This window comes from Pseudomonas sp. MWU16-30316 (genome assembly GCF_020515645.1).
Taxonomy (GTDB): Bacteria; Pseudomonadota; Gammaproteobacteria; order Pseudomonadales; family Pseudomonadaceae; genus Aquipseudomonas; species Aquipseudomonas cerasi.
This window is the reverse complement of record NZ_JAIZAZ010000001.1, coordinates 718,178-741,793: the sequence shown is the minus strand read 5'-3', so window position 1 is coordinate 741,793 and position 23,616 is coordinate 718,178. Positions and strand designations below refer to the sequence as shown.

General features: G+C 57.3%; 23 protein-coding genes. 16 read left to right on the top strand and 7 right to left on the bottom strand.

Translation table 11 applies throughout. From position 1 onward, the window contains the following. The first annotated feature begins 37 nt into the window (after window positions 1-37). Window positions 38-220: a hypothetical protein gene (locus LCH65_RS03500; RefSeq protein WP_003363588.1), complete on the top strand. Its 183-nt coding sequence runs from the start codon at window positions 38-40 to the stop codon at window positions 218-220. A gap of 155 nt (window positions 221-375) precedes the next feature. Here LCH65_RS03500 and LCH65_RS03495 read toward each other — a convergent pair whose 3' ends face one another. Continuing rightward, the gene (locus LCH65_RS03495) at window positions 376-1,002 is read right to left on the bottom strand and encodes a response regulator transcription factor (RefSeq protein ID WP_002554843.1); all 627 of its coding nucleotides are present in this window, start codon (window positions 1,000-1,002) and stop codon (window positions 376-378) included. 1,277 nt (window positions 1,003-2,279) lie between these two features. On the opposite strand from LCH65_RS03495, the gene LCH65_RS03490 reads away from it, so the two are divergent. After that, window positions 2,280-2,807, top strand: coding sequence for a hypothetical protein (locus LCH65_RS03490; RefSeq protein ID WP_058397258.1), 528 nt, complete (start codon window positions 2,280-2,282; stop codon window positions 2,805-2,807). Window positions 2,808-3,162: 355 nt separating this feature from the next. Here LCH65_RS03490 and LCH65_RS03485 read toward each other — a convergent pair whose 3' ends face one another. Both LCH65_RS03485 and LCH65_RS03480 read right to left on the bottom strand, forming a co-directional pair. Further along, on the bottom strand, window positions 3,163-4,380 hold the full coding sequence (locus tag LCH65_RS03485) for an argininosuccinate synthase (RefSeq protein ID WP_003363593.1): 1,218 nt from the start codon (window positions 4,378-4,380) through the stop codon (window positions 3,163-3,165). A 120-nt stretch (window positions 4,381-4,500) separates the two neighbouring features. Further along, window positions 4,501-5,403, bottom strand: a complete 903-nt coding sequence (locus tag LCH65_RS03480; RefSeq protein WP_226439150.1) for an OmpA family protein — start codon at window positions 5,401-5,403, stop codon at window positions 4,501-4,503. A 149-nt stretch (window positions 5,404-5,552) separates the two neighbouring features. Between LCH65_RS03480 and pyrC the strand changes: the two genes are divergently transcribed. The 4 genes from pyrC (at window position 5,553) to bfr (ending at window position 8,368) form a co-directional block, all read left to right on the top strand. Then, window positions 5,553-6,596, top strand: a complete 1,044-nt coding sequence (pyrC, locus tag LCH65_RS03475) for a dihydroorotase (protein ID WP_226439149.1) — start codon at window positions 5,553-5,555, stop codon at window positions 6,594-6,596. Then, the gene (rnt, locus tag LCH65_RS03470; RefSeq protein WP_003363600.1) at window positions 6,593-7,270 is read left to right on the top strand and encodes a ribonuclease T; all 678 of its coding nucleotides are present in this window, start codon (window positions 6,593-6,595) and stop codon (window positions 7,268-7,270) included. Before pyrC ends, rnt begins: the two co-directional genes overlap by 4 nt. Window positions 7,271-7,478: 208 nt before the next feature. Then, on the top strand, window positions 7,479-7,697 hold the full coding sequence (locus tag LCH65_RS03465; protein WP_003350768.1) for a bacterioferritin-associated ferredoxin: 219 nt from the start codon (window positions 7,479-7,481) through the stop codon (window positions 7,695-7,697). 200 nt (window positions 7,698-7,897) lie between these two features. Beyond that, window positions 7,898-8,368, top strand: coding sequence for a bacterioferritin (bfr, locus tag LCH65_RS03460; protein ID WP_002554851.1), 471 nt, complete (start codon window positions 7,898-7,900; stop codon window positions 8,366-8,368). 126 nt (window positions 8,369-8,494) lie between these two features. Here the strand turns inward: bfr and grxD are convergent, their stop codons facing one another. The 3 genes from grxD to LCH65_RS03445 form a co-directional block, all read right to left on the bottom strand. After that, on the bottom strand, window positions 8,495-8,821 hold the full coding sequence (gene grxD, locus LCH65_RS03455; protein WP_002554852.1) for a Grx4 family monothiol glutaredoxin: 327 nt from the start codon (window positions 8,819-8,821) through the stop codon (window positions 8,495-8,497). Window positions 8,822-8,909: 88 nt separating this feature from the next. Continuing rightward, complete coding sequence (locus LCH65_RS03450; RefSeq protein ID WP_226439148.1) at window positions 8,910-11,018, bottom strand: molybdopterin oxidoreductase family protein; 2,109 nt, start codon at window positions 11,016-11,018, stop codon at window positions 8,910-8,912. 132 nt (window positions 11,019-11,150) lie between these two features. Continuing rightward, window positions 11,151-11,444 (bottom strand): hypothetical protein, encoded by a 294-nt coding sequence (locus tag LCH65_RS03445; RefSeq protein ID WP_032609138.1) that lies wholly within the window; start codon window positions 11,442-11,444, stop codon window positions 11,151-11,153. Between the two features lie 453 nt (window positions 11,445-11,897). On the opposite strand from LCH65_RS03445, the gene argF reads away from it, so the two are divergent. After that, the gene (gene argF / locus LCH65_RS03440; protein ID WP_003363607.1) at window positions 11,898-12,818 is read left to right on the top strand and encodes an ornithine carbamoyltransferase; all 921 of its coding nucleotides are present in this window, start codon (window positions 11,898-11,900) and stop codon (window positions 12,816-12,818) included. Beyond that, window positions 12,815-13,888 (top strand): ABC transporter ATP-binding protein, encoded by a 1,074-nt coding sequence (locus LCH65_RS03435; protein ID WP_058396667.1) that lies wholly within the window; start codon window positions 12,815-12,817, stop codon window positions 13,886-13,888. The genes argF and LCH65_RS03435 overlap by 4 nt, the downstream gene beginning before the upstream one ends. A gap of 8 nt (window positions 13,889-13,896) precedes the next feature. On the opposite strand, the gene ybaK is transcribed toward LCH65_RS03435, so the two are convergent. Continuing rightward, complete coding sequence (gene ybaK / locus LCH65_RS03430) at window positions 13,897-14,367, bottom strand: Cys-tRNA(Pro) deacylase (protein WP_003363610.1); 471 nt, start codon at window positions 14,365-14,367, stop codon at window positions 13,897-13,899. 352 nt (window positions 14,368-14,719) lie between these two features. On the opposite strand from ybaK, the gene LCH65_RS03425 reads away from it, so the two are divergent. The 8 genes from LCH65_RS03425 (at window position 14,720) to LCH65_RS03390 (ending at window position 23,589) form a co-directional block, all read left to right on the top strand. Then, window positions 14,720-15,577, top strand: coding sequence for an MIP/aquaporin family protein (locus tag LCH65_RS03425; RefSeq protein WP_003363613.1), 858 nt, complete (start codon window positions 14,720-14,722; stop codon window positions 15,575-15,577). A 61-nt stretch (window positions 15,578-15,638) separates the two neighbouring features. Continuing rightward, entirely contained in the window at window positions 15,639-17,144 is a 1,506-nt protein-coding gene (glpK, locus tag LCH65_RS03420) for a glycerol kinase GlpK (RefSeq protein ID WP_003363615.1), read from the top strand. Window positions 17,145-17,243: 99 nt separating this feature from the next. Further along, a complete protein-coding gene (locus LCH65_RS03415) occupies window positions 17,244-17,999 on the top strand; it encodes a DeoR/GlpR family transcriptional regulator (protein ID WP_003363617.1) in 756 nt (251 codons plus the stop codon). 520 nt (window positions 18,000-18,519) lie between these two features. Beyond that, window positions 18,520-20,058, top strand: a complete 1,539-nt coding sequence (gene glpD, locus LCH65_RS03410) for a glycerol-3-phosphate dehydrogenase (protein ID WP_054082114.1) — start codon at window positions 18,520-18,522, stop codon at window positions 20,056-20,058. Window positions 20,059-20,403: 345 nt separating this feature from the next. Further along, window positions 20,404-21,318: a glutamate/aspartate ABC transporter substrate-binding protein gene (locus LCH65_RS03405; RefSeq protein WP_003363622.1), complete on the top strand. Its 915-nt coding sequence runs from the start codon at window positions 20,404-20,406 to the stop codon at window positions 21,316-21,318. A 128-nt stretch (window positions 21,319-21,446) separates the two neighbouring features. Beyond that, complete coding sequence (locus LCH65_RS03400) at window positions 21,447-22,193, top strand: amino acid ABC transporter permease (protein ID WP_003363624.1); 747 nt, start codon at window positions 21,447-21,449, stop codon at window positions 22,191-22,193. Continuing rightward, window positions 22,190-22,858 (top strand): ABC transporter permease subunit, encoded by a 669-nt coding sequence (locus LCH65_RS03395; protein ID WP_170947361.1) that lies wholly within the window; start codon window positions 22,190-22,192, stop codon window positions 22,856-22,858. Before LCH65_RS03400 ends, LCH65_RS03395 begins: the two co-directional genes overlap by 4 nt. Then, the gene (locus LCH65_RS03390; protein WP_003363626.1) at window positions 22,855-23,589 is read left to right on the top strand and encodes an amino acid ABC transporter ATP-binding protein; all 735 of its coding nucleotides are present in this window, start codon (window positions 22,855-22,857) and stop codon (window positions 23,587-23,589) included. Before LCH65_RS03395 ends, LCH65_RS03390 begins: the two co-directional genes overlap by 4 nt. Window positions 23,590-23,616 lie beyond the last annotated feature (27 nt).

The following is a 23,616-nucleotide window of genomic DNA, read 5'->3' as shown; positions in this document are numbered from 1 at the left end:
AGAAGCGCCAGAGAGCCCAAGCCCTGGAGTCGACTTCATGAGCACTGATAACGAACAGCTGGACGTAGACGACGACCTTGTCTCCGTCGACACGGACGACACAGAACCAGTGACTGTCGAGCCGGCGAAGACCAACCTGAGCAAACGACGCACCATCGACAACCTGCTTGAAGAACGGCGTTTGCAGAAGCAGTTGGCTGATTACGACTTCGATTTCTAGACAGCCCTGAAACCTCGCACTGACTTGCTCGATCAAGGCATTTGAAGCCTCTCGCAGAAGAGGCTTCAATACGTGATCACTACGAAAGATGAAGGCTCGATAGCCGACCTGCACAACCGGGCATCAGCCACAGCTCCTTTTAGACAATTCCTTACTCAGACAAGCCCGTTACGCTGCGCAAGCTCGATCAGATCGACCAGCGAATGCGCGTTGAGCTTGAGCAATAAACGCGTTTTGTAGGTACTGACGGTCTTGTTGCTCAAAAACATGCCATCTGCAATTTCCTTGTTGGTCTTGCCTCGGGCCAACTGCTGCAGAACCATCATCTCCCTGCCGGAAAGCCGGTCGACCATATCCGACTCACTCGCGTTGCCCATACTGGAGCGAACAGTGTGCAACGCCTGGTTGGGAAAGTAGCTGTACCCTGACAGTACCGCCTTGATGGCACTGAGAAGCTCGGTCAGATCCTGCTGCTTGCAGACATAGCCGGCGGCCCCGGCCTGCATGCAGCGCATGGAGAAGTGGCCCGGCGCCTGGGAGGTGAGGATCAGAACCTTGAATGGCAACGTCATGGCTGACAGACGGGCGATTACCTCCAGCCCGTCGAGCTTGGGGATACCGATATCGAGAATGACGATATCCGGGAGGTGCTCACGCGCCAGTTGCAGCGCATCCACACCGTTGTCAGTCTCCGCGATGACCTCATAGCCATGACGCTCCATCAGCATGCGTACAGCAAGGCGAATGACGGGATGATCATCCACGATCAGCACTTTATTCATGGGCAGTCCATTTTTCGCTATTCGAATTTTCAGAGCCAGCACAATAACTTAGTCGTTTACTGCTTTGCATGGCGCTCACCCTTGTGGACTGACAGCCAAAGACCATTCCTACAATTACAGCAGAAACTTCCTACAATACTTGGCAGGAACGTACATTTTTTATTAATTCTCACAAAGCCTTCCTTTCCGGAACCTGGTGAATTTTGTTGCTGATCGCTGCAGCACAAGCATCGCAGCATCAGTAGATAAATGCGTACAGCAGACGATCGCCGAACTCTTACATTCAAAATGCGGCCCTGTTGCACCTGTTAACAGTATCGCCAGAGCATTCCTGCATCAGCGTCACAAATCGACCCGACACATGGCTTATCGCCAGCAATTTAAAACCAATTCCCTTTAGCTGAATCATTTAAAAAACAGGTCGTTCCCTGCGTTCCCGATTGAGCACATCTGCTGTTAAAGCCTATTGCTAACGATCTGCGGCGTGGAAGGCGACATCTGCCCATAACGCCCCTTAGCAGGGTGACTGAAAAGTTTCTGCATGCGGATGCCCTAACCTGCACACCTATGATCGAAGACCATTGGACACACCCCACACACTAAATACGTAAATAAGGTTTAAAAATTACACATTATTTACAAAATTTCGTACAAATATTTATTTAAGGAGAATCCTCACAAAACAGCAAGAAAAATCCTACAAACAAATACATAGCATCAACGTGCCATACCTCTATGAACTGCTCATTGACATGCCTCTACTCAACAAGCTCCATTCTCTTACTGTCGCAAAATCTTACATACACCCTAGCATAACCCTACATCATTCAAGACCATAAGTAGCTCTTTCGACACGTAGCAAATACCATTTTTCATTTCAAAGCCAGACGTATTCTTTCGAATAGGAAACGGACTACACGATTAGCAGACGTGACATTACAACTCGTAAGACATTATAAAAACCGCTCGGTCAATTCTTATAACTTGCCATTTTTCCCTTGCAAAATTTATTACCAGTCGTTACTTTTTTAACAGCAACTTTATTACTTACTGCCCTTGAACACGCGCCACTATAAGAAACCCTGTTGCTGCGCACTGTACTTGCGCACGTGCCTATGCGATGTGTTTAAGCAGGCTCCATGTATCGCGCGGTCGGATTAATTCCGGCACTGGGTATATCACCAATCCGGCATCGCTGCCTTCTGAAAACTCTCGGGGCGCCTGGCAACTCTTTTGAATGGGCCCTGTGTATAACCATGTTCAAAAAGGGATGTACCATGAACACTAAATACGCTCGTACGCGGCCACCCACCTCCACCCCCACCGCCTCTGATCTCATCACCGCAGTGGAAGCCTTTGTTGCCAGCGGTGGCGTCATAGCCGTCATACCCGAAGGAGAGGCCGCAGGATTAGCCGCCCCCTCATCCACTCGTACACAACCTGCCGTAGAACACGGACTTGAACACGCGGGCAAAGTGCAGCAACTGAAATACCTGGCGGCCAAGGGTGCCGGTTTTACCGCGTTACAGTATTCATTGCGAATGAGTAAAAGGGATGTGCGCCGCCTGGCGACAGAAAATGGCGTGACCGTTAACCTCAGCCAGCCCTTGCTTACCCCCCGCAGGGAGGCCCTTGATGACGTTACGGACATCGATGACGTCGTTGCAGGTCACGCCATGCATTACTCGGCATTGGGCTACACCGCGTCCGAGATTGCCGGGATACTCGATCTGAGCCTTCGCCAGGTACTCGGCATCGGCAAGGCGTACCGGTTTGAGTTCAGCCAGCGACGGGAGAGCGACTGACGCTGAATAACGAGGCAAAAAAGAGACAGCGTGCGATACCTTTCAGGGAGCCGATGGAAAACTCTGTTATTCCCTGCCCTGAACGTCTACAACTGTTGTAGGAAAACACTAAAACAAATAAGCACTTTTTCGACGCTAACGGTAAGAAGATATTCAACGACTGAATACCCGTGACACATGATATTTCTGCAGTCGGCTACACGCTGCTATCTTGCATAGTACATGTACCCTGTATATCAACCACCGGTTTCACTGGCTCAACGTCTTTTTACATGACGCCCGGAAGGAATGCCCCTTTCGATAGTATTTGAAGTGCAGCCCTGTACGGGCTGCACGTGTCGAACAACTTGCGGCATCAGAACAGCTTGCGGCCCTTGTTGGCTGCAATCCGCATGCGCAGTGCGTTGAGCTTGATGAAGCCCGCTGCATCGGCCTGATCGTAGGCGCCTGCGTCATCTTCAAACGTGGCAATGTTGGCGTCGAACAGCGAATCATCCGACTTGCGACCGGTGACGATCACATTGCCCTTGTACAATTTCAGACGCACAACGCCGTTCACGTGAACCTGAGACGCGTCGATCATCTGCTGCAGCATCAGACGCTCAGGGCTCCACCAGTAGCCTGTGTAGATCAGGCTGGCGTATTTGGCCATGAGTTCGTCCTTGAGGTGGGCGACTTCGCGGTCCAGGGTAATGGATTCGATGGCGCGGTGAGCACGCAGCATGATGGTGCCACCAGGCGTCTCGTAGCAGCCACGGGACTTCATGCCCACATAACGGTTCTCAACGATATCCAGACGGCCGATACCGTTTTCGCCACCGATGCGGTTCAGGGTCGCCAGCACAGTGGCCGGGGTCATTTCGACGCCATCCAGCGCAACGATGTCACCATTGCGATAGGTCAGCTCAAGGTAGGTCGCAACGTTTGGCGCGTCCTCAGGGGACTTGGTCCAGCGCCACATGTCTTCTTCGTGCTCGGTCCAGGTGTCTTCCAGCACGCCGCCTTCATAAGAAATGTGCAGCAGGTTGGCATCCATGGAGTAAGGGGATTTCTTCTTGCCGTGACGCTCGATGGGAATGTTGTGCTTCTCGGCGTAGTCCATCAGTTTTTCACGCGACAGCAGATCCCATTCGCGCCATGGAGCAATGACCTTCACGCCTGGCTTGAGCGCGTAGGCACCCAGCTCGAAACGCACCTGATCGTTACCCTTGCCGGTCGCGCCGTGGGAAATGGCGTCAGCGCCGGTTTCGTTGGCGATCTCGATCAGACGCTTGGCGATCAACGGACGGGCGATGGAGGTACCCAGCAGGTACTCGCCTTCATAGACGGTGTTGGCACGGAACATCGGGAAGACGAAATCACGCACGAACTCTTCGCGCAGGTCATCGATGTAGATTTCTTTCACGCCCATGGCCTGCGCCTTGGCGCGTGCCGGCTCGACTTCTTCACCCTGACCCAGGTCAGCGGTAAAGGTCACCACTTCGCAGTTGTACGTATCTTGCAGCCACTTGAGGATTACCGAAGTATCCAGGCCACCGGAATACGCGAGAACTACCTTGTTTACGTCCGCCATGCCATCACTCCACCGGGTTGTACGGAAAACCGCTGATTCTACCGTTCAAACCGGCAAATTTACAGGGGCGCGACAGCTTGTGACGACAAGGCGACGTCTGGCAGGAACCTTTTACAGGTCTTAAGAAGTGTGTGCTGCGCTGGCAGACGCAACCGGCACCGGGCGCTCATCGGGCGCGAGGCGCTCAAGGTGCACGTTCACCCGACGGTTGCGCGCACGATTGGCTTCATTGGTGTTGGGCGCCAGCGGGTAGCGCTCGCCATGAAAGCGCAGGGTGATTTGCTGCTCGGGTATGCCTTGAGCCTTGAAATAATCCATGACCGCCAGCGCGCGACGGCGGGACAGGTCACGGTTGGTGAGGCGATTGCCACTGTTATCCGAATGGCCGTCCAGTTCGATACGATTCACGGTCGGGTCGGCCTTCAAATAAGCCACCATGTTGTCCAGACGCGCTTTGGCACGCGCATCCAGCTCGATACCGCCGCCCGGGAAACCCACTTCGGCCTGTTTGATCTGATCGAAGTTCATCGGCAACAGCTTGGCAGTGCATGCCTGGTAATCGCTGAATGCCTTGCTGAACTTGACCGGCAGCAGACGCACTTCCATCTGGCCGCCGTCTCGCGTGTAATGGCGAATGAGCGGACTGCGACCGTCCATCAGACCGCTGATCAGACGTCCGGCCTGGGCTTGGGAGGTATTGAAGGGAATGTCGCCATTGCTGACGCGCACCGATCCCAGGTTGATATCGCCGCGACCCGGTTGCCACGGTGCCGCAGCGGCCAGCAATGTCGCGGAGCCGTTACCGAGCATGTTGTACGAAGCCTTGAGGCGAAACGTCGCCTGCTCGCCCGCGCGGCGCACGAACTCACCGGCACCGAAGTCGGTGATCGGTTGAGTCAGACGGCACTCGAACTGATCGCCTTCGACCTTCCACTCGATGCTCTCCAGACGCGTCTGGAAACTGATAGCCATCGCCGGGAGGCTGGCAAACAGGCTGAGCAGGGCTAAATATCGCTGGCGCACGGGAGGCTCCACTGGAAATGAACGCGAAACAGAAAATTACCGACTGACAAGGGAGCTATCGGTAACTTCATGCAAAACTTGATAGCGGATGCCTGAGAGAGTCTTTTCCGGTAGCATTCCCAGCGAGTTTGACCCGCCTGGAATCCCCAATGTCTGACCGCCTGACCCTCCTGCGTCCCGACGACTGGCATATTCACCTCCGTGACGGAGCTGTCTTGCCTCATACCGTTGCTGACGTAGCGCGAACTTTTGGCCGCGCAATCATCATGCCCAACCTCGTGCCTCCGGTGCGCAATGCGCAGCAAGCCGATGCCTATCGCCAGCGCATTCTGGCTGCACGCCCGGCCAGCAGCCGCTTCGAGCCGTTGATGGTGCTGTACCTCACCGACCAGACCACGCCCGACGACATCCGCACCGCCAAGGCCAGTGGTTTCGTGTATGCGGCCAAGCTGTATCCGGCTGGCGCGACCACCAACTCCGATTCCGGTGTCACCAGCATCGACAAGATCTTTCCTGCTCTCGAAGCCATGGCCGAAGTCGGCATGCTGTTGCTGGTGCACGGGGAAGTGACGCGTGGCGAAATCGACGTGTTCGATCGCGAGAAGGTCTTCATCGATGAGCACCTGCGTCGTGTAGTCGAGCGCTTCCCGAACCTCAAAGTGGTGTTCGAACACATCACCACCGGTGAAGCGGTGCAGTTCGTCAATGAGGCTTCAGCCAATGTCGCGGCGACCATCACCGCGCATCACTTGCTGTACAACCGCAACCACATGCTGGTCGGCGGGATTCGTCCGCACTTCTATTGCCTGCCGATCCTCAAGCGCAATACGCATCAGACGGCCCTGCTCGACGCGGCCACCAGCGGCAGCGGCAAGTTCTTCCTGGGCACCGACTCGGCGCCGCATGCCCAGCGTGCCAAGGAAAACGCCTGCGGTTGCGCCGGGTGCTACACCGCCTACGCAGCCATCGAGTTGTATGCCGAAGCTTTCGAGCAGCGTAACGCTCTGGACAAGCTGGAAGGCTTCGCCAGCCTCCACGGTCCGGCGTTCTACGGCTTGCCCGCCAATCAGGACACCATCACGCTGGTGCGTGACGAGTGGACCGCCCCTGCCAGCCTGCCGTTTGGCGAGTTGACTGTTATCCCGCTGCGCGCTGGTGAAAAGCTGCGCTGGCGTCTGGAGGAACACGCGTGAGTGAAGATCATTTTGACGACGAACACGAAGGCCACGGCGGTGGCGGCGGTTCCCGTCACCCGATGGCGGCGCGCTTTCGCGGCTACCTGCCCGTGGTCGTCGACGTAGAAACCGGCGGTTTCAATTCAGCCACCGATGCCTTGCTGGAAATCGCTGCGGTGACGATCGGCATGGATGAAAAAGGCTTCGTATTCCCGGAACACACCTATTTCTTCCGCGTAGAACCGTTCGAGGGTGCCAACATCGAAGCGGCGGCGCTGGAATTCACCGGCATCAAGCTCGACCACCCGCTGCGCATGGCCGTCAGCGAAGAAACCGCGATGAACGACATCTTCCGCGGCGTGCGCAAGGCCCTCAAGGCAAATGGCTGTAAACGTGCGGTGCTGGTAGGCCACAACGCCAGCTTCGACCTCGGCTTCGTCAATGCCGCGGTCGCGCGGATGGACATGAAGCGCAACCCGTTTCACCCGTTCTCCAGCTTCGACACCGCTACCCTCGCCGGCCTGGCCTATGGTCAGACTGTGCTGGCAAAGGCCTGTCAGGCTGCCGGCATCGACTTCGACGGACGCGAGGCGCACTCGGCCCGTTACGACACCGAGAAGACGGCCGAGCTGTTCTGCGGCATCGTCAATCGCTGGAAAGAAATGGGCGGCTGGGAAGATTTCGACGACTGAGGTCGTCACGTCTGTGAATGGACCGGCCTTGTGCCGGTTTTTTCATGTCCGGAACTCGACCATCCCGAGGCCGATCGGTAATGCGATTCCTGCGAAAACAACCGCTCATCGCTCGACCTGAATACAACCCAAAACAGTTTTGACAAGCATTCTCATTAACATTAAGCTCCTCGGCACCAAGCAATAAACCAGCGACGGTCCATAGCTTATGTATGTTTGCCTCTGCCAAGGTGTCACCGACGGTCAAATCCGGGATGCAATTCTGGAAGGCTGCTGCAGTTATCGTGAAGTCCGTGAAACACTGGGCGTTGCGAGTAAATGTGGAAAATGCGCCTGCCTGGCAAAGGAAGTGGTGCGTGATACGCTGACCGAGCTGCAAACCAGCCATGCCTTGCTGGCCTATCCGGCAAAATTTTCAGCTGCCTGAATCCCCTCTTTTAAAGAACCGGACACCGCGTCCGGTTTTTTTATGCCTGTAATTCAAGCGCTTAGCGTCAAGATGCGGAACTCAAACATTCTTATTCCTATTTAATTTCACTTATTATTCAACAACTTAGGTTTGACAGGCGTTTAAGCTCAGCTCACACTCGGCACTTATATACACAAGCCACCGGCAGGACCTCGAACATGAAAGGCGACATTACCGTCATCCAGCATCTCAACAAGATCCTCGGGAACGAGCTGGTCGCTATCAATCAGTATTTCCTGCATGCGCGCATGTACGAAGACTGGGGTCTGAAAAAGCTGGGTGGCCACGAATATAAAGAGTCCATCCATGCGATGAAGTACGCTGACAAGCTGATCAAGCGCACGCTGTTTCTGGAAGGGCTGCCAAACCTGCAGGACCTGGGCAAGATCCTCATCGGTGAGCACACCAAGGAAATGCTGGAGTGCGACCTGAAGATCGAGCAAAAAGGTCTGGCCGATCTGAAAGCCGCGATCGCTCACTTCGAGACCGTCGGTGACTTCGGCAGCCGTGAGCTGCTGGAAGACATCCTTGAGCCCAAGGAAGAGCAAATCGACTGGCTGGAGACTCAGCTGGGTCTGATCGTAAAAGTCGGTATCGAGAACTACCTGCAGTCGCAGATGGGTGACTGATTCCCCCATAGCGCCGCAATGAAAAAGCCCGCCTCAATCGAGAGCGGGCTTTTTCTTGTGCGTAAAACCAGGCTGGAGCGTACGAAGCGATAATCGCGACTATCGTGCGACGCTCTGCGCGAGGCTTTACTCGGCCTTGGCGGCGGATGCTTCCTTGACCAACGTCTGCAACGAACCGTCAGCCATCATCTCGGTGATGATGTCGCTACCACCGACCAGCTCACCGGCAACCCACAGTTGCGGGAAAGTCGGCCAGTTGGCGTACTTTGGCAGGTTGGCGCGGATTTCAGGGTTTTGCAGAATGTCGACATAGGCAAACTTTTCGCCACACGCCATCAATGCCTGGGAAGCCTTGGCCGAAAAGCCGCATTGCGGAGCGTTCGGAGCGCCTTTCATGTAAAGCAGAATGGTGTTGTTGGCAATCTGCTCTTTGATCGTTTCGATGATATCCATGGAGCACCTCGGCTGAAATATCCGACTCAGTTGTCGGCACGGTGGCGCATTGTAACGAAATCCCGAGCATGACGCTCTGTCTTGAGGCTTAACACGCCACGACCTGCACCGGTACGCCGTTCAACGCCGCGTTGCCGGACAGCACGTCGAGTTGCCGTTCGTCGGTCAGGTCATTGGCACTGATGCCAGGCAGGCTCTGTGCGATCGCCATCTTTACTCCCGCACGTGAATGCCCCCAACCGTGCGGCAGGCTGACCACCCCGGGCATCATGTCCAGACTGCCCAGCACCTGAACCTCGATCATCCCGACCCGGGAGCTGACGCGAACCTGCTGGCCGTCGCTCAGACCACGGCACGCGAGATCGTCAGGATGCATCAACAGCTGATGCCGGGGTTTGCCCTTCACCAGCCGATGGTAGTTGTGCATCCAGGAATTGTTACTGCGCACATGCCGGCGGCCAATCAGCAGCAACTCGCCGGTCTGGGGAGCAGGCTCGGCAGCAAAGCGCGCCAGGTCGGCCATGATCACCTCAGGCGCGGCCTGAATGCGCCCATTGGCGGTCTTCAAGCGCTCTGCAAGATTGGCCTTCAACGCCCCCAGATCAAGACCGTGCGGATGACTGTCCAGGGTTTCCAGTGACAGCTTATGGGGTGATGCATCGCCATAGAGACCTGCACGCAGCCCGCGATCAATCATCTGCGCAGGCGGCAACGTGGGTTTCAGCGCTCGCTCGGCCTTGGCAGCAAAAGCGCTGGCCAGCCCGACGAAGATCTCCCAGTCGTGCAGCGCACCTTCGGGCTTGTCGAAAATGGCCCGATTGAAGCGCGTGACGTTACGCACGGCCAGGGTGTTGAAGGTGGTGTCGTAGTGATCATTCTCCAGCGTCGAGGTGGACGGCAGAATCAAGTCGGCGTGGCGAGTGGTCTCGTTGATGTAAAGATCGATGCTGAGCATGAACTCAAGCCCTTCGAGCGCCTGCTCCAGCTGACGGCCGTTGGGCGTCGACAGAACCGGGTTACCCGCAACGGTCACCAGCGCGCGAACCTGCCCCTCCCCCGCTACGAGCATTTCCTCGGCCAGCGCCGAAACCGGCAACTCGCCGCCATACTCCGGCAGGCCGGACACCCTGCTTTGCCACAGATTGAAATGACCACCGGATGTCGAGCTGACGAGGTCGACGGCCGGCTCTGTGCACAGCGCGCCACCCACGCGGTCCAGGTTGCCAGTCACCAGATTGATCAGTTGTGCCAGCCAATGGCACAGCGTGCCGAAGGTCTGAGTCGACACGCCCATTCGCCCATAACACACCGCCTTGTCAGCGGCCGCGAAGTCCCGCGCCAGTTGCCGGATCTGTTCGGCAGCAATACCGCAGCGCGGGCTCATGGCCTCTGCGGTGAAACCGGCAATGGCGTGGCGAACCTGCTCCAGGCCGTCGACAGGCAAATGGCTCTCGCGGGTCAGCCCCTCCTCGAACAGCGTATTGAGCAGCCCGAACAGCAACGCCGCATCACCGCCCGGACGTACGAACAGATGCTGGTCAGCGATGGCAGCCGTCTCACTGCGGCGCGGGTCAATGACCACCAGTTTACCGCCGCGCTGCTGGACTGCTTTCAGACGCTTTTCAACGTCCGGTACCGTCATGATGCTGCCATTGGACGCCAACGGATTACCGCCGAGAATCAGCATGAAGTCGGTGTGATCGATATCCGGAATCGGCAACAGCATGCCGTGGCCGTACATCAGGAAACTGGTGAGGTGGTGCGGCAACTGATCAACCGACGTCGCCGAAAAACGATTGCGGGTCTTGAGCAGACCGAGAAAGTAATTGCTGTGGGTCATCAACCCGTAGTTATGCACGCTGGGGTTGCCCTGATAGACCGCTACCGCGTTCTGCCCATGGCGCTGCTGAATGGCGTAAAGCCGCTCCGCGACCAGATCGAACGCCTGCTGCCAGGTAATCGGCTGCCACTGATCACCGGTGCGCAGCATCGGTTGTCGCAAGCGATCAGGGTCGTTCTGGATGTCCTGCAGCGCAACCGCCTTGGGGCAGATATGACCGCGGCTGAACGTGTCCAGCGGGTCGCCCTTGATCGAGGCAATGCGCGGCGCAGAATCCGCCTCCACGACGGTCTCGATCACAAGACCGCAAATGGCCTCGCACAGGTGGCAGGCTCGGTAGTGTTCAGTCCGGGTCATCACAGCCTCAGATCTTGTCATGGCAATCCGGTTGATTGCCGAACACTCACTATGCTGCCTTGCCATGCCCCGCGCCACTGATGTTCGGCCCGTGAATCGAGGGGCATCAGGCGCGCGGATGAGGTGGCCGAATCAACCGCCGATAGGCGTGACGACCTTGCGCTGTTGCTGCATTTCGGCCACGGTTTCGATCTGTTCCTGCGCCAGGTGGACGCCGGTCAGATCACCGATCAGGCGCCAATGCTCGTCGAGACCGGAGCTGATAGTGGCCATGCGATCAATCATGCGCCGCCCCGCCGTACGCGTGACTTCGTCCTCGCTGCGCAGCAGTTCGAAAGACATTGAGGTCATCGAGGCTGTCAGATGGGTAAGCGTGCGGGCGGTGAGCCCGAGCAACTCCGTTAATTGATGCTCTTTTGAGTCCATTCCCCCACCCCTCGATCAGTAATGTATCGGCAACGATTTATAACCCACGTCCGGGATTAAAGAAACGGTCCTTGTTTCAAGCCCGTGAAGCGCATCCCATTAGGCAACGCCCGCGCAAACATGGACTGTTACAGGATTGGTACTAATTGCCAAGCGCTATTTGAGCAGTGTACAAATGCTGCCTTCTGAAAAAGTGCAGATGGCTGCCAACCTTCTCAGCGTAGCCAGTTTTTGCCCCGTCAATACAGAATAACGGCGTCCCTTCTATCCGGGACGCCAGTAGTGTCCATGTTTCAGAAAAACGCATGCTATTGGTAAGACGCGACATTTTTTTATACCATCGCGCCTTTCTTATTCGTCGCCCCGTGCGGCTTCCGCCGCAGGTCTCGCCCGTTTTATCGATAAAAACCGGCTTTGATAACCTGCGGTCTGTTGCAGAAAAGGTAGTTAATCATGAACGCCAGGCACTTTCTCTCGATGATGGATTACACCCCGGATGAACTCTCGGGCTTGATCCGTCGTGGCGTAGAGCTTAAAGACCTGCGAAATCGCGGTGTACTTTTTGAACCGCTGAAGAACCGGGTATTGGGGATGATTTTCGAGAAATCATCGACACGTACCCGTCTTTCTTTTGAAGCAGGGATGATTCAGCTCGGTGGCCAGGCCATCTTTTTGTCCCATCGAGACACCCAATTGGGCCGCGGCGAGCCGATTGCCGACAGCGCGAAAGTGATGTCGCGCATGCTGGATGCGGTCATGATCCGTACTTATGCGCACAGCAATCTGACCGAATTCGCCGCCAATTCCCGTGTGCCGGTCATCAACGGCCTGTCCGATGACCTGCACCCGTGCCAGTTGCTCGCCGACATGCAGACCTTCCTGGAGCATCGCGGCTCGATCCAGGGCAAGACCGTTGCCTGGATCGGCGATGGCAACAACATGTGCAACAGCTATATAGAAGCGGCGATTCAATTCGACTTCCAGTTGCGTGTGGCCTGCCCTGCCGGCTACGAGCCAAACGCCGAGTTCCTGGCACTGGCTGGCGAGCGCGTCACCGTGGTCCGCGATCCGAAAGCCGCAGTTGCCGGCGCACATCTGGTCAGCACCGATGTGTGGACCTCCATGGGCCAGGAAGAGGAAACCGCGCGGCGCAAAAAGCTGTTCGCGCCGTTTCAGGTCACGCGTGCCCTGCTCGACCTGGCTGACAAGGATGTGCTGTTCATGCATTGCCTGCCTGCCCATCGTGGCGAAGAAATCAGTGTCGACCTGCTGGATGATTCACGCTCGGTCGCCTGGGATCAGGCAGAAAATCGCTTGCACGCGCAGAAAGCGCTGCTGGAGTTTCTCGTCGCGCCGGCCTGCAAACCCGCATGAACCCGTTGCTGCTGAACCTGCGCAACCTCGCTTGCGGCTATCAGAACCAGCGCGTGGTGCAGGATCTGAACCTGCACCTCAACGCGGGTGACATAGGCTGCCTGCTCGGCTCGTCGGGCTGCGGCAAGACCACGACACTGCGCGCCATTGCCGGCTTCGAACCGATCCATGCGGGTGAGATCACTCTGGCGGGCGAAGTGATCTCCCGTCCGGGCTGGACCCTGCCGCCGGAGAAACGCCGTATCGGCATGGTGTTTCAGGATTACGCGCTGTTCCCGCACTTGAGTGTCGCCGAAAACATCGCATTCGGCATTCGCAACCACCCGCGCCTGGATAAAGTGATCGCCGACTTGCTTGAACTGGTCAACCTCGGCGCACTGGGCAAGCGCTATCCACACGAGCTGTCCGGTGGCCAGCAACAGCGAGTGGCGCTGGCCAGAGCACTGGCGCCCGAGCCGCAACTCCTGCTGCTCGATGAGCCCTTCTCCAACCTGGACGGCGAGTTGCGCCGGCGCCTGAGCCATGAGGTGCGCGATATCCTCAAGGCACGGGGCACCAGCGCGATTCTGGTGACTCATGACCAGGAAGAGGCTTTTGCCGTGAGCGATCACGTAGGCGTATTCAAGGAGGGGCGCCTGGAGCAGTGGGACACACCTTACAATCTCTACCACGAACCGCGCACGCCGTTCGTTGCCAGCTTCATCGGCCAGGGCTATTTCATTCGCGGGCAGATGATGAATCCGGAATCGGTGCATACCGAACTGGGCATTCTGCGCGGCAACCGGGCATACCCGGGCGTAAGCGGTGCCGCTGTGGATGTCTTGCTACGCCCTGACGACATCGTCTACGCGCCGCACAGCGACCTGAAAGCACGGGTCATCGGTCGAACCTTTCAAGGCGCCTCGACGCTGTATCGCCTGCAACTGTCGACCGGCAGTCAGCTGGAAGCCATTTTCCCCAGCCACGCCGATCACGGCCAGGGTGAGGAAGTCGGCATTCGTGTGGCAGCAGACCATCTGGTGCTGTTCCCGGCACCCGGCAGCGTGGCTGTGCATACGCTCAACCACTGAGACGCAGATCATTCCCTGCCGATCGGGGCAAATCTGGCCTGGGTATATTCAGCCAGTACCGCTGGTGAAAGCTCGACCTCAAGTCCCCTCCTCCCGGCACTGACGTAAATGCTGTCAAAGCGCTGCGCAGTTTCGTCGATAAAGGTGCGCAGACGCTTCTTCTGGCCCAAAGGGCTGATGCCACCCAACAGGTAACCCGTCGAGCGTTGCGCCGCCGCAGGGTCGGCCATTTCGGTTTTTTTTGCCCCGGCAGCCTGCGCCAAAGCCTTTAGATCAAGTGTTCCGACGACCGGCACGACGGCGACCAGCAATTCGCCTTTTTCGGTACTGGCGAGCAGCGTCTTGAACACCTGTGCAGGCTCCAGACCCAGCTTTTCCGCCGCCTCCAGCCCATATGAAGGCGCTTTCGGATCATGTTCATAACTGTGAATGCGATGTTCGGCGCGATGTTTTTTCAGCAAATCCAGTGCGGGTGTCATGCAGCGCTCCAAAAGGTTCCGAATGCCCATCACTTTAAGCGAAGTAAAGTGAACATGCCTTGATTCACGCCACCTGCGACACTGATGGCCTTTTGGCAACAGCCTGAATTCCCCGGTGTAAAGCGGTCTTGCCGGGTCCTCGCGGGGTCCTGGCGATTTACTGACCGTTCGGTTCCGACCTTTGACAGCGTTGTTTCTTGTCTATATTTTTTCGTTTACGAATATTATCGAAAGCGGTTTTTCGGTATAACTCGCACCGGCGATCAGAAATGGGGTTTTTTCTGAGACGCACGAATAACGAGCACCCACGCCTGTCTCAGGGTGCCGAGACAAAAACAAAAATGAGGTATCCATGTCCATCGCACTAAAACAACCGACGCTCACCGGGCAATGTGTGGCTGAATTTCTTGGCACCGCCCTGATGATTTTTTTCGGCACAGGATGCGTTGCAGCGCTCAAGGTCGCGGGAGCCACTTTCGGTCTTTGGGAAATCTGCATCATCTGGGGCATGGCTGTCAGCATGGGGATCTACCTCAGCGCCGGCATTTCAGGTGCCCACCTCAACCCGGCCGTCAGCATCGCGCTGAGTCTGTTCGCCGGTTTTGAAAAACGTAAATTGCCCTTTTATATCTCGGCGCAAATCGCAGGCGCGTTCTGCGGAGCGGGTCTGGTGTACCTGATGTACATCAGCCTTTTTTTCGACTTCGAACATGCTCACCACATCATTCGCGGCAGCGAGCAGAGTCTTGAACTGGCGTCGGTATTCTCGACATACCCAAACCCGGCCATTTCGGTCGGTCAGGCCTTTCTGGTCGAAGTGGTCATCACCACCATTCTGATGGGTGTGATCATGGCTCTGGGCGATGACAGCAATGGTTTGCCGCGCGGCCCGCTGGCGCCCTTGCTGATCGGCCTGCTGGTAGCCGTGATAGGCAGCTCGATGGGCCCACTGACCGGTTTTGCCATGAACCCGGCGCGCGACTTCGGTCCGAAGCTGATGACGTTCTTCGCTGGCTGGGGTGAAATGGCCTTCACCGGCGGTCGTGACATTCCTTACTTCCTGGTTCCGATTTTTGCGCCCATTCTGGGTGCCTGCCTTGGTGCTGCTGGCTACCGCGCGCTGATTGCGCGTCATCTGCCCAGCGCCGCTCCTGTTGAAAATGAAAAAGAGGCTCCTGTGGTTCGCGGCAAAGTTCAGGCTTCATCTTGAGCACCCCTCAATTTGAATCTCACTCAACTGAATCCCACCCAATAAATGCAAGGCAATCGACATGACTGACACACAGAACAAGAACTACATCATTGCTCTTGACCAGGGCACCACCAGCTCGCGCGCCATCATCTTCGACCGCGACGCCAACGTGGTGAGCACTGCCCAAAGCGAATTCGTCCAGCATTACCCGCAGGCAGGCTGGGTCGAACACGACCCGATGGAAATCTTCGCCACCCAGACGGCCTGCATGACCAAGGCGCTGGCGCAGGCCGATCTGCACCACAACCAGATCGCCGCCATCGGTATCACCAACCAGCGTGAAACCACGGTCATCTGGGAGCGCGACACCGGCCGCCCGATCTACAACGCAATCGTCTGGCAGTGCCGCCGCAGCACCGAGATCTGCCAGCAGCTCAAGCGCGACGGTCTTGAGGAGTACATCAAGGACACCACAGGTCTGGTGATTGACCCGTACTTCTCCGGCTCCAAGGTCAAGTGGATTCTGGACAACGTCGAAGGCAGCCGCGAGCGCGCCCGCAAAGGCGAGCTGATGTTCGGCACCATCGATACCTGGCTGATCTGGAAATTCACCGGCGGCAAGGTTCACGTCACCGACTACACCAACGCCTCGCGGACCATGCTGTTCAATATCCATACGCTGGAATGGGATCAGCGCATGCTCGACGTGCTGGACATCCCGCGCGAGATACTGCCAGAGGTCAAAGCCTCCTCCGAGGTCTACGGTCACAGCAAAAGCGGCATCCCGATTGCCGGTATCGCAGGCGACCAACAGGCGGCGTTGTTCGGCCAGATGTGTGTCGAACCCGGCCAGGCCAAGAATACCTACGGCACCGGCTGCTTCCTGCTGATGAACACCGGCAAGAAAGCCGTGAAGTCGGCGCACGGCATGCTGACCACCATCGGCTGCGGCCCGCGTGGTGAAGTGGCCTATGCACTGGAAGGCGCGGTCTTCAACGGTGGCTCGACCGTGCAGTGGCTGCGCGACGAACTCAAGCTCATCAACGACGCGCTGGACACCGAATACTTCGCTGGCAAGGTCAAGGACAGCAACGGCGTGTACCTGGTGCCGGCGTTCACGGGCCTGGGCGCACCTTACTGGGACCCGTACGCACGAGGCGCATTGTTCGGCCTGACCCGCGGTGTGAAAGTCGATCACATCATCCGTGCAGCGCTGGAATCCATCGCCTATCAAACCCGCGACGTGCTCGATGCCATGCAACAGGACTCCGGCGAACGCCTCAAGTCGCTGCGCGTGGACGGCGGTGCCGTGGCCAACAACTTCCTGATGCAGTTCCAGGCAGACATCCTCGGCACCCACGTCGAGCGTCCGCAAATGCGTGAAACCACGGCACTGGGTGCAGCCTTCCTGGCCGGTCTGGCGATTGGCTTCTGGAGCAGCCTGGACGAGTTGCGTAACAAGGCGGTGATCGAGCGTGTGTTCGAGCCATCGTGTGAAGAGGCGCATCGCGAAAAACTTTACGCTGGCTGGCAGAAAGCAGTCGCGCGTACTCGTGACTGGGAACCGCACGAAAACGAAGAGTGACAGCGCTGTTGTAAGGAGGGGAGCAGGATTCCGGCTGACAGGTTGCACTTTCCTGCGGCATGATGGGCGCCATTTGTAGAGGGCGTCCAAGGAAAAACAATGAACCTGCCTCCCCGCCAACAACAGATCCTCGAACTGGTCCGTGACCGTGGTTATGTCAGCATCGAGGAGATGGCGACGCTGTTCGTCGTGACCCCACAAACCATTCGCCGTGATATCAATCAATTGGCGGAAATGAACCTGTTGCGCCGCTACCACGGCGGCGCGGCCTATGACTCCAGCATCGAAAATACTGCCTACGCCATGCGTGCGGACCAGATGCGCGATGAAAAACAACGGATCGCCGAGGCCATCGCCGCGCAGATCCCGGACAACGCCTCGTTGTTCATCAATATCGGTACCACCACCGAATCCATCGCCCGTGCGTTGCTCAACCACAACAACCTGAAGATCATCACCAATAACCTGCATGTGGCGTCGATCCTCAGCACCAAGGATGATTTCGAGGTGTTGATAGCAGGCGGCAATGTGCGACGTGACGGTGGCGTGGTGGGCCAGGGCAGCATCGACTTCATCACCCAGTTCAAAGTGGACTTTGCCCTGGTGGGCATCAGCGGCATCGACGAAGACGGCAGCCTGCTGGATTTCGATTATCAGGAAGTACGGGTGTCCCAGGCGATCATCGCCAACGCACGCAAAGTGCTGCTGGCGGCTGACTCCAGCAAGTTCGGACGCAACGCCATGGTCCGCCTGGGGCCGATCACCCTCATCGATTGCCTGGTCACCGACCAGCCACCCGTGCCCGCACTGCAGCAGTTGCTGAATCAGCACAAGATTCGTCTGGAAGTGGTGTGATTGTCAGGCGCGAGCGGTGCTCGCGCGGCGGTCCGCATTGCTCATGAAGACGGTGCGTCGAGCGCCCTATTTTCTGGAGTCTGTACCGGCCTCTTCGCGAGCAAGCTCGCTCCCACAAGACTTGTGTACATATGGCGCAGCACGCATCTGTGACGCAGAGCGTCACCCAAGGCAGTCCCATGCCGGAGCGTGAGGAACGATAGGTGTCTTGAAGAACACTATCGTACCCATGCTCTGCGTAGGTATGCCGTTCCGGACGCTCTGCGTCCTCCCCGGTTCAAGCGATGCAGCGCAGATCGTTGATCCAGAGCAATTCAGTGCAGGCAGTGCACCGATCCTCCCGGTAACAATTCCCGCCCTACAATGTTCATATTTGTTCTTTTCCTGACACCATCATCAGTATTTTCAATCGATACGTGCTGGCAAGGGTCATTTTATTGAGCTATGATTTTCGAAAATGAACATTAATGTTCAGATTCGCCTTTCGAGCACTGCTCACGAATTGTCCAGGAGGCCACCAATGCCCCACACCAACGTGCCAACCCCGCCCCTCTCAGAGGTCTACGACATTGCCGTTATTGGCGGTGGCATCAACGGTGTCGGTATCGCAGCGGATGCCTCCGGTCGCGGCCTCTCGGTTTTTCTCTGCGAAAAGGACGACCTGGCCAGCCATACGTCTTCGGCCAGCAGCAAGCTGATTCATGGTGGCCTGCGCTATCTGGAGCACTACGAATTCCGCCTGGTGCGTGAAGCACTGGCAGAACGTGAAGTGCTCCTTGCTAAAGCGCCGCACATCGTAAAGCCAATGCGCTTCGTGCTGCCTCACCGCCCACACCTGCGTCCGGCCTGGATGATTCGTGCCGGGATGTTCCTTTATGACAACCTTGGCAAGCGCGAAAAACTCCCCGCATCGCGGACCATTCATTTCGGTGCGGACAGCCCGCTCAACTCGAGCATCACCCGCGGTTTCGAATATTCCGACTGCTGGGTCGACGACGCGCGCCTGGTAGTGCTCAACGCCATGTCCGCTCGTGAAAACGGTGCGCACATTCATACTCAGACCCGCTGTGTCAGCGCCCGCCGTATCAAGGGCATGTGGCATCTGCATCTTGAGCGCAGCGACGGCAGCCTGTTCTCGATCCACGCCAAGGCGTTGGTCAATGCGGCAGGCCCGTGGGTAGCCAAGTTCATCCGTGAAGACCTCAAGCTCGATTCGGCTTACGGCATCCGCCTGATTCAAGGCAGCCACCTGATCGTGCCGAAACTCTACGAGGGTGAGCACGCGTTTATTCTGCAGAACGAAGACAAGCGCATCGTGTTCACGATTCCGTACCTGGAGCACTTCACCATCGTCGGCACCACTGACCGTGAGTATCAGGGCGATCCGAACAAGGTGGACATCACCGAAGGCGAGATGGATTACGTGCTGAAAGTGGCCAACGACCACTTCAAGAAACAGTTGAGTCGCGCAGACGTGCTCCACACATTCTCTGGCGTGCGCCCGCTGTGCAACGACGAGTCCGATAATCCTTCTGCCATTACCCGTGATTACACGCTTTCGTTGTCAGGCGGCGCGGACGAGGCACCAATTCTGTCGGTGTTCGGCGGCAAGCTGACCACCTACCGCAAACTGGCAGAATCGGCGATGGCGCAGTTGGCACCGTTCTTCAAACAGATGAAACCGAGCTGGACGGCCAACGCTGCCCTGCCTGGCGGCGAAGACATGACCACCGCCGAAGCGCTGGCGACAGAAATGACCCGCCGCTTCAGCTGGCTGCCCGCGCCTATCGCCAAGCGCTGGTCGATCACTTACGGCAGCCGCAGCTGGCGCTTGCTGGAGGGCGCGCAAAGTCTGGAAGACCTTGGTCAGCATTTGGGTGCAGGCCTGTATACCCGCGAGGTCGATTACCTGTGCGATCAGGAATGGGCCACCAGCATCGAAGACATCCTGTGGCGCCGCACCAAGCTGGGCCTGTTCATGACGCCTGAGGAACAGGCCGCCGTGAGCAGCTACCTGGAAACCGTCGTGCGCAACAAAACCTCTTTCGAAGCCGCCTGATAATCTGCTTGCAACCTGTTCACCCATCGTGCGGTGAACAGGTTTCCCTCCTTACTGCCATCCTCCCGCCCCCCTTTCCATTCGGTTTTCCGAACAATCGCCCCCGCTTTATTCGGCTTCCCGGACGCATTTGTCCGTAGCATCAGAGCCGATCTAAAAAAACCCTTTTAAATTCAGCGCGTTGAATTCTACAAACGGTCTGGCACGACTCATGCTCTACATTCTGAACCGAGCGTTTCGACAAGAGCGTGTGTCTGGATGTGGACGCCGTTGAAGCATTCGCCAACAAGCGGGCCGACTCTGATTGCGGCCCCATCAATAAAAAATGACATCAAGGACTCACCCATGCGCATCGTTCCCCACCTGTTGGGCGCAGCCATCGCTGCCGCTCTGATCAGCACGCCGGTTTTCGCCGCCGAACTCACTGGCACTCTGAAGAAGATCAAGGAATCCGGCACCATTACGCTGGGCCATCGTGACGCCTCCATCCCGTTTTCCTACATCGCTGATGCCTCTGGCGTGCCGATGGGCTACTCCCATGACATCCAGCTGAAAATCGTCGAAGCCATCAAAAAAGACCTGGACATGCCTGACCTCAAGGTCAAGTACAACCTGGTGACTTCGCAGACCCGTATCCCGCTGGTTCAGAACGGCACCGTCGATGTGGAATGTGGCTCGACAACCAACAATGTCGAGCGCCAGCAGCAAGTCGATTTCTCCATCGGCATCTTCGAAGTCGGCACGCGCCTGCTGTCGAAAAAGGATTCCAGCTATAAGGATTTCGACGACCTGAAAGGCAAGAACGTCGTCACCACGGCGGGCACCACGTCCGAGCGCATCCTCAAGGCGATGAACGCTGACAAGCAGATGGGCATGAACGTGATCTCCGCCAAAGACCACGGTGAATCCTTCCAGATGCTCGAGTCCGGCCGTGCAGTCGCCTTCATGATGGACGACGCGCTGCTGGCAGGCGAAATGGCCAAGGCCAAGAAGCCGGACGACTGGGCAGTGACCGGTACAGCGCAATCCTACGAGATCTACGGCTGCATGGTCCGCAAGGGCGATGCCCCGTTCAAGAAGGCCGTGGATGACGCCATTGTCGCTACCTACAAGTCCGGCGACATCAACGCCATCTACAGCAAGTGGTTCATGTCCCCTGTCCCTCCGAAAGGTCTGAACCTGAATTTCCCGATGAGCGACAAGCTCAAGGAACTGATTCAGAACCCGACCGATAAGCCAGCTGACGACAAGAAAGCCTGAGAGACCGGTTCAGCCAGTCTGAACTGACGGCATCCCGGGCGGGCAGCGCTCGTCCGGGATCGCCTCGTCATTCTCGACAGACGACAGTGCGTGCATTTCGATAGCAATAAAAAGAGGGGGAGACCCTGATGAATTACAACTGGGACTGGGGCGTATTCTTCAAGTCCACCGGCGTCGGCAGCGAGACCTATCTGGACTGGTTCATCTCCGGCCTGGGCTGGACCATCGCCATCGCTGTCATTGCCTGGATCATTGCCCTGATACTGGGTTCGGTGCTGGGCGTCATGCGCACCGTGCCAAACCGTCTGGTGTCAGGTATCGCCACGGTATACGTGGAAATCTTCCGTAATGTGCCACTGCTGGTGCAACTGTTCATCTGGTACTTCCTGGTGCCCGACCTGCTGCCGGAAAACCTGCAGGAGTGGTACAAGCAGGACCTTAACCCGACCACCTCCGCGTTCCTCAGCGTAGTGGTCTGCCTTGGCCTGTTCACCGCTGCCCGGGTCTGCGAACAGGTGCGTACCGGCATTGAAGCACTGCCGAAGGGCCAGGAATCGGCCGCACGCGCCATGGGCTTCAAGCTGCCACAGATCTACTGGAACGTGCTGTTGCCGCAGGCTTACCGGATCATCATTCCGCCGCTCACCTCCGAATTCCTGAACGTGTTCAAGAACTCTTCGGTCGCGTCGCTGATCGGCCTGATGGAGCTGCTTGCGCAGACCAAACAGACCGCCGAATTCTCCGCCAACCTGTTCGAGGCCTTCACCCTCGCGACCCTCATCTACTTCACGCTGAACATGAGCCTGATGCTGCTGATGCGTGTGATCGAGAAGAAAGTCGCCGTACCGGGACTCATCTCACTGGGGGGCAAATAATGGACTTCACTGGAATCGTTCCGGCCATTCCCGGCCTGTGGAACGGCATGGTCATGACCCTCAAGCTGATGGCAATGGGTGTCGTCGGAGGCCTGGTACTTGGCACGCTGCTGGCGTTGATGCGCCTGTCATCGAACAAGCTGCTGGCCAATGTGGCCGGCGCCTACGTGAACTACTTTCGTTCGATCCCGCTGCTGCTGGTGATCACCTGGTTCTACCTGGCCGTGCCGTTCGTGCTGCGCTGGATTACCGGTGAAGACACGCCCATCGGTGCGTTCGCCTCCTGCGTCGTGGCCTTCATGATGTTCGAAGCCGCGTACTTCTGCGAAATCGTCCGTGCCGGCGTGCAGTCGATCTCCAAGGGGCAAATGGGCGCTGCTCAGGCGCTGGGCATGAATTACTCGCAGATGATGCGACTGATCATCCTGCCCCAGGCCTTTCGCAAAATGACCCCGCTGCTGCTGCAACAGAGCATCATTCTGTTTCAGGACACCTCTCTGGTGTACACCGTCGGCCTCGTCGACTTTCTCAACGCATCGCGCTCCAGTGGCGACATCATCGGGCGCGCCAACGAGTTCCTGATCATTGCCGGTCTGGTGTATTTCACGATCAGCTTTGCCGCCTCGCTGCTGGTGAAGCGCCTGCAAAAAAGGTTTGCCGTATGATTTCCATCAAAAACGTCAACAAGTGGTATGGGGACTTCCAGGTACTGACCGATTGCAGCACCGAGGTCAGCAAGGGCGAAGTGGTTGTGGTGTGCGGCCCGTCCGGCTCCGGCAAATCGACCCTGATCAAATGTGTCAACGCGCTGGAACCGTTTCAGAAAGGCGATATCGTTGTCGACGGCACATCGATCTCCGATTCGAAGACCAACCTGCCGAAACTGCGCTCGCGGGTCGGTATGGTGTTTCAGCACTTCGAACTGTTTCCGCACCTGAGCATTGTCGAAAACCTGACCATCGCGCAGATCAAGGTGCTGGGCCGCAGCAAGGCCGAAGCCACCGAGAAGGGACTGAAGCTGCTGGAGCGCGTCGGCCTTTCCGAGCATGCGCACAAGCACCCCGGCCAGCTTTCCGGCGGGCAACAACAGCGTGTCGCCATCGCCCGCGCGCTGGCGATGGACCCGGTGGTCATGCTGTTCGACGAACCCACGTCCGCGCTCGACCCGGAAATGGTCAATGAAGTGCTCGATGTGATGGTGCAACTGGCTCAGGAAGGCATGACCATGATGTGCGTGACCCACGAGATGGGCTTCGCGCGCAAAGTCGCCAACCGGGTGATTTTCATGGACAAGGGACAGATTGTCGAAGACTGTGCAAAGGAAGAATTTTTCGGTGACGTCAGCGCACGCTCGGAGCGTGCCCAACAATTCCTCGCCAAGATTCTGCAGCACTAGGCAGTACTTTAACGGCTGCCCGCTCAT

What these genes read in the sequence shown, in the direction of transcription:
- LCH65_RS03500 (WP_003363588.1), top strand. Translation starts at nt 38, where the DNA reads ATGAGCACTGATAACGAACAGCTGGACGTAGACGACGACCTTGTCTCC.
- LCH65_RS03495 (WP_002554843.1), bottom strand. Translation starts at nt 1,002, where the DNA reads ATGAATAAAGTGCTGATCGTGGATGATCATCCCGTCATTCGCCTTGCT.
- LCH65_RS03490 (WP_058397258.1), top strand. Translation starts at nt 2,280, where the DNA reads ATGAACACTAAATACGCTCGTACGCGGCCACCCACCTCCACCCCCACC.
- LCH65_RS03485 (WP_003363593.1), bottom strand. Translation starts at nt 4,380, where the DNA reads ATGGCGGACGTAAACAAGGTAGTTCTCGCGTATTCCGGTGGCCTGGAT.
- pyrC (WP_226439149.1), top strand. Translation starts at nt 5,553, where the DNA reads ATGTCTGACCGCCTGACCCTCCTGCGTCCCGACGACTGGCATATTCAC.
- LCH65_RS03465 (WP_003350768.1), top strand. Translation starts at nt 7,479, where the DNA reads ATGTATGTTTGCCTCTGCCAAGGTGTCACCGACGGTCAAATCCGGGAT.
- bfr (WP_002554851.1), top strand. Translation starts at nt 7,898, where the DNA reads ATGAAAGGCGACATTACCGTCATCCAGCATCTCAACAAGATCCTCGGG.
- grxD (WP_002554852.1), bottom strand. Translation starts at nt 8,821, where the DNA reads ATGGATATCATCGAAACGATCAAAGAGCAGATTGCCAACAACACCATT.
- LCH65_RS03450 (WP_226439148.1), bottom strand. Translation starts at nt 11,018, where the DNA reads ATGACCCGGACTGAACACTACCGAGCCTGCCACCTGTGCGAGGCCATT.
- LCH65_RS03445 (WP_032609138.1), bottom strand. Translation starts at nt 11,444, where the DNA reads ATGGACTCAAAAGAGCATCAATTAACGGAGTTGCTCGGGCTCACCGCC.
- argF (WP_003363607.1), top strand. Translation starts at nt 11,898, where the DNA reads ATGAACGCCAGGCACTTTCTCTCGATGATGGATTACACCCCGGATGAA.
- LCH65_RS03435 (WP_058396667.1), top strand. Translation starts at nt 12,815, where the DNA reads ATGAACCCGTTGCTGCTGAACCTGCGCAACCTCGCTTGCGGCTATCAG.
- ybaK (WP_003363610.1), bottom strand. Translation starts at nt 14,367, where the DNA reads ATGACACCCGCACTGGATTTGCTGAAAAAACATCGCGCCGAACATCGC.
- LCH65_RS03425 (WP_003363613.1), top strand. Translation starts at nt 14,720, where the DNA reads ATGTCCATCGCACTAAAACAACCGACGCTCACCGGGCAATGTGTGGCT.
- glpK (WP_003363615.1), top strand. Translation starts at nt 15,639, where the DNA reads ATGACTGACACACAGAACAAGAACTACATCATTGCTCTTGACCAGGGC.
- LCH65_RS03415 (WP_003363617.1), top strand. Translation starts at nt 17,244, where the DNA reads ATGAACCTGCCTCCCCGCCAACAACAGATCCTCGAACTGGTCCGTGAC.
- glpD (WP_054082114.1), top strand. Translation starts at nt 18,520, where the DNA reads ATGCCCCACACCAACGTGCCAACCCCGCCCCTCTCAGAGGTCTACGAC.
- LCH65_RS03405 (WP_003363622.1), top strand. Translation starts at nt 20,404, where the DNA reads ATGCGCATCGTTCCCCACCTGTTGGGCGCAGCCATCGCTGCCGCTCTG.
- LCH65_RS03400 (WP_003363624.1), top strand. Translation starts at nt 21,447, where the DNA reads ATGAATTACAACTGGGACTGGGGCGTATTCTTCAAGTCCACCGGCGTC.
- LCH65_RS03390 (WP_003363626.1), top strand. Translation starts at nt 22,855, where the DNA reads ATGATTTCCATCAAAAACGTCAACAAGTGGTATGGGGACTTCCAGGTA.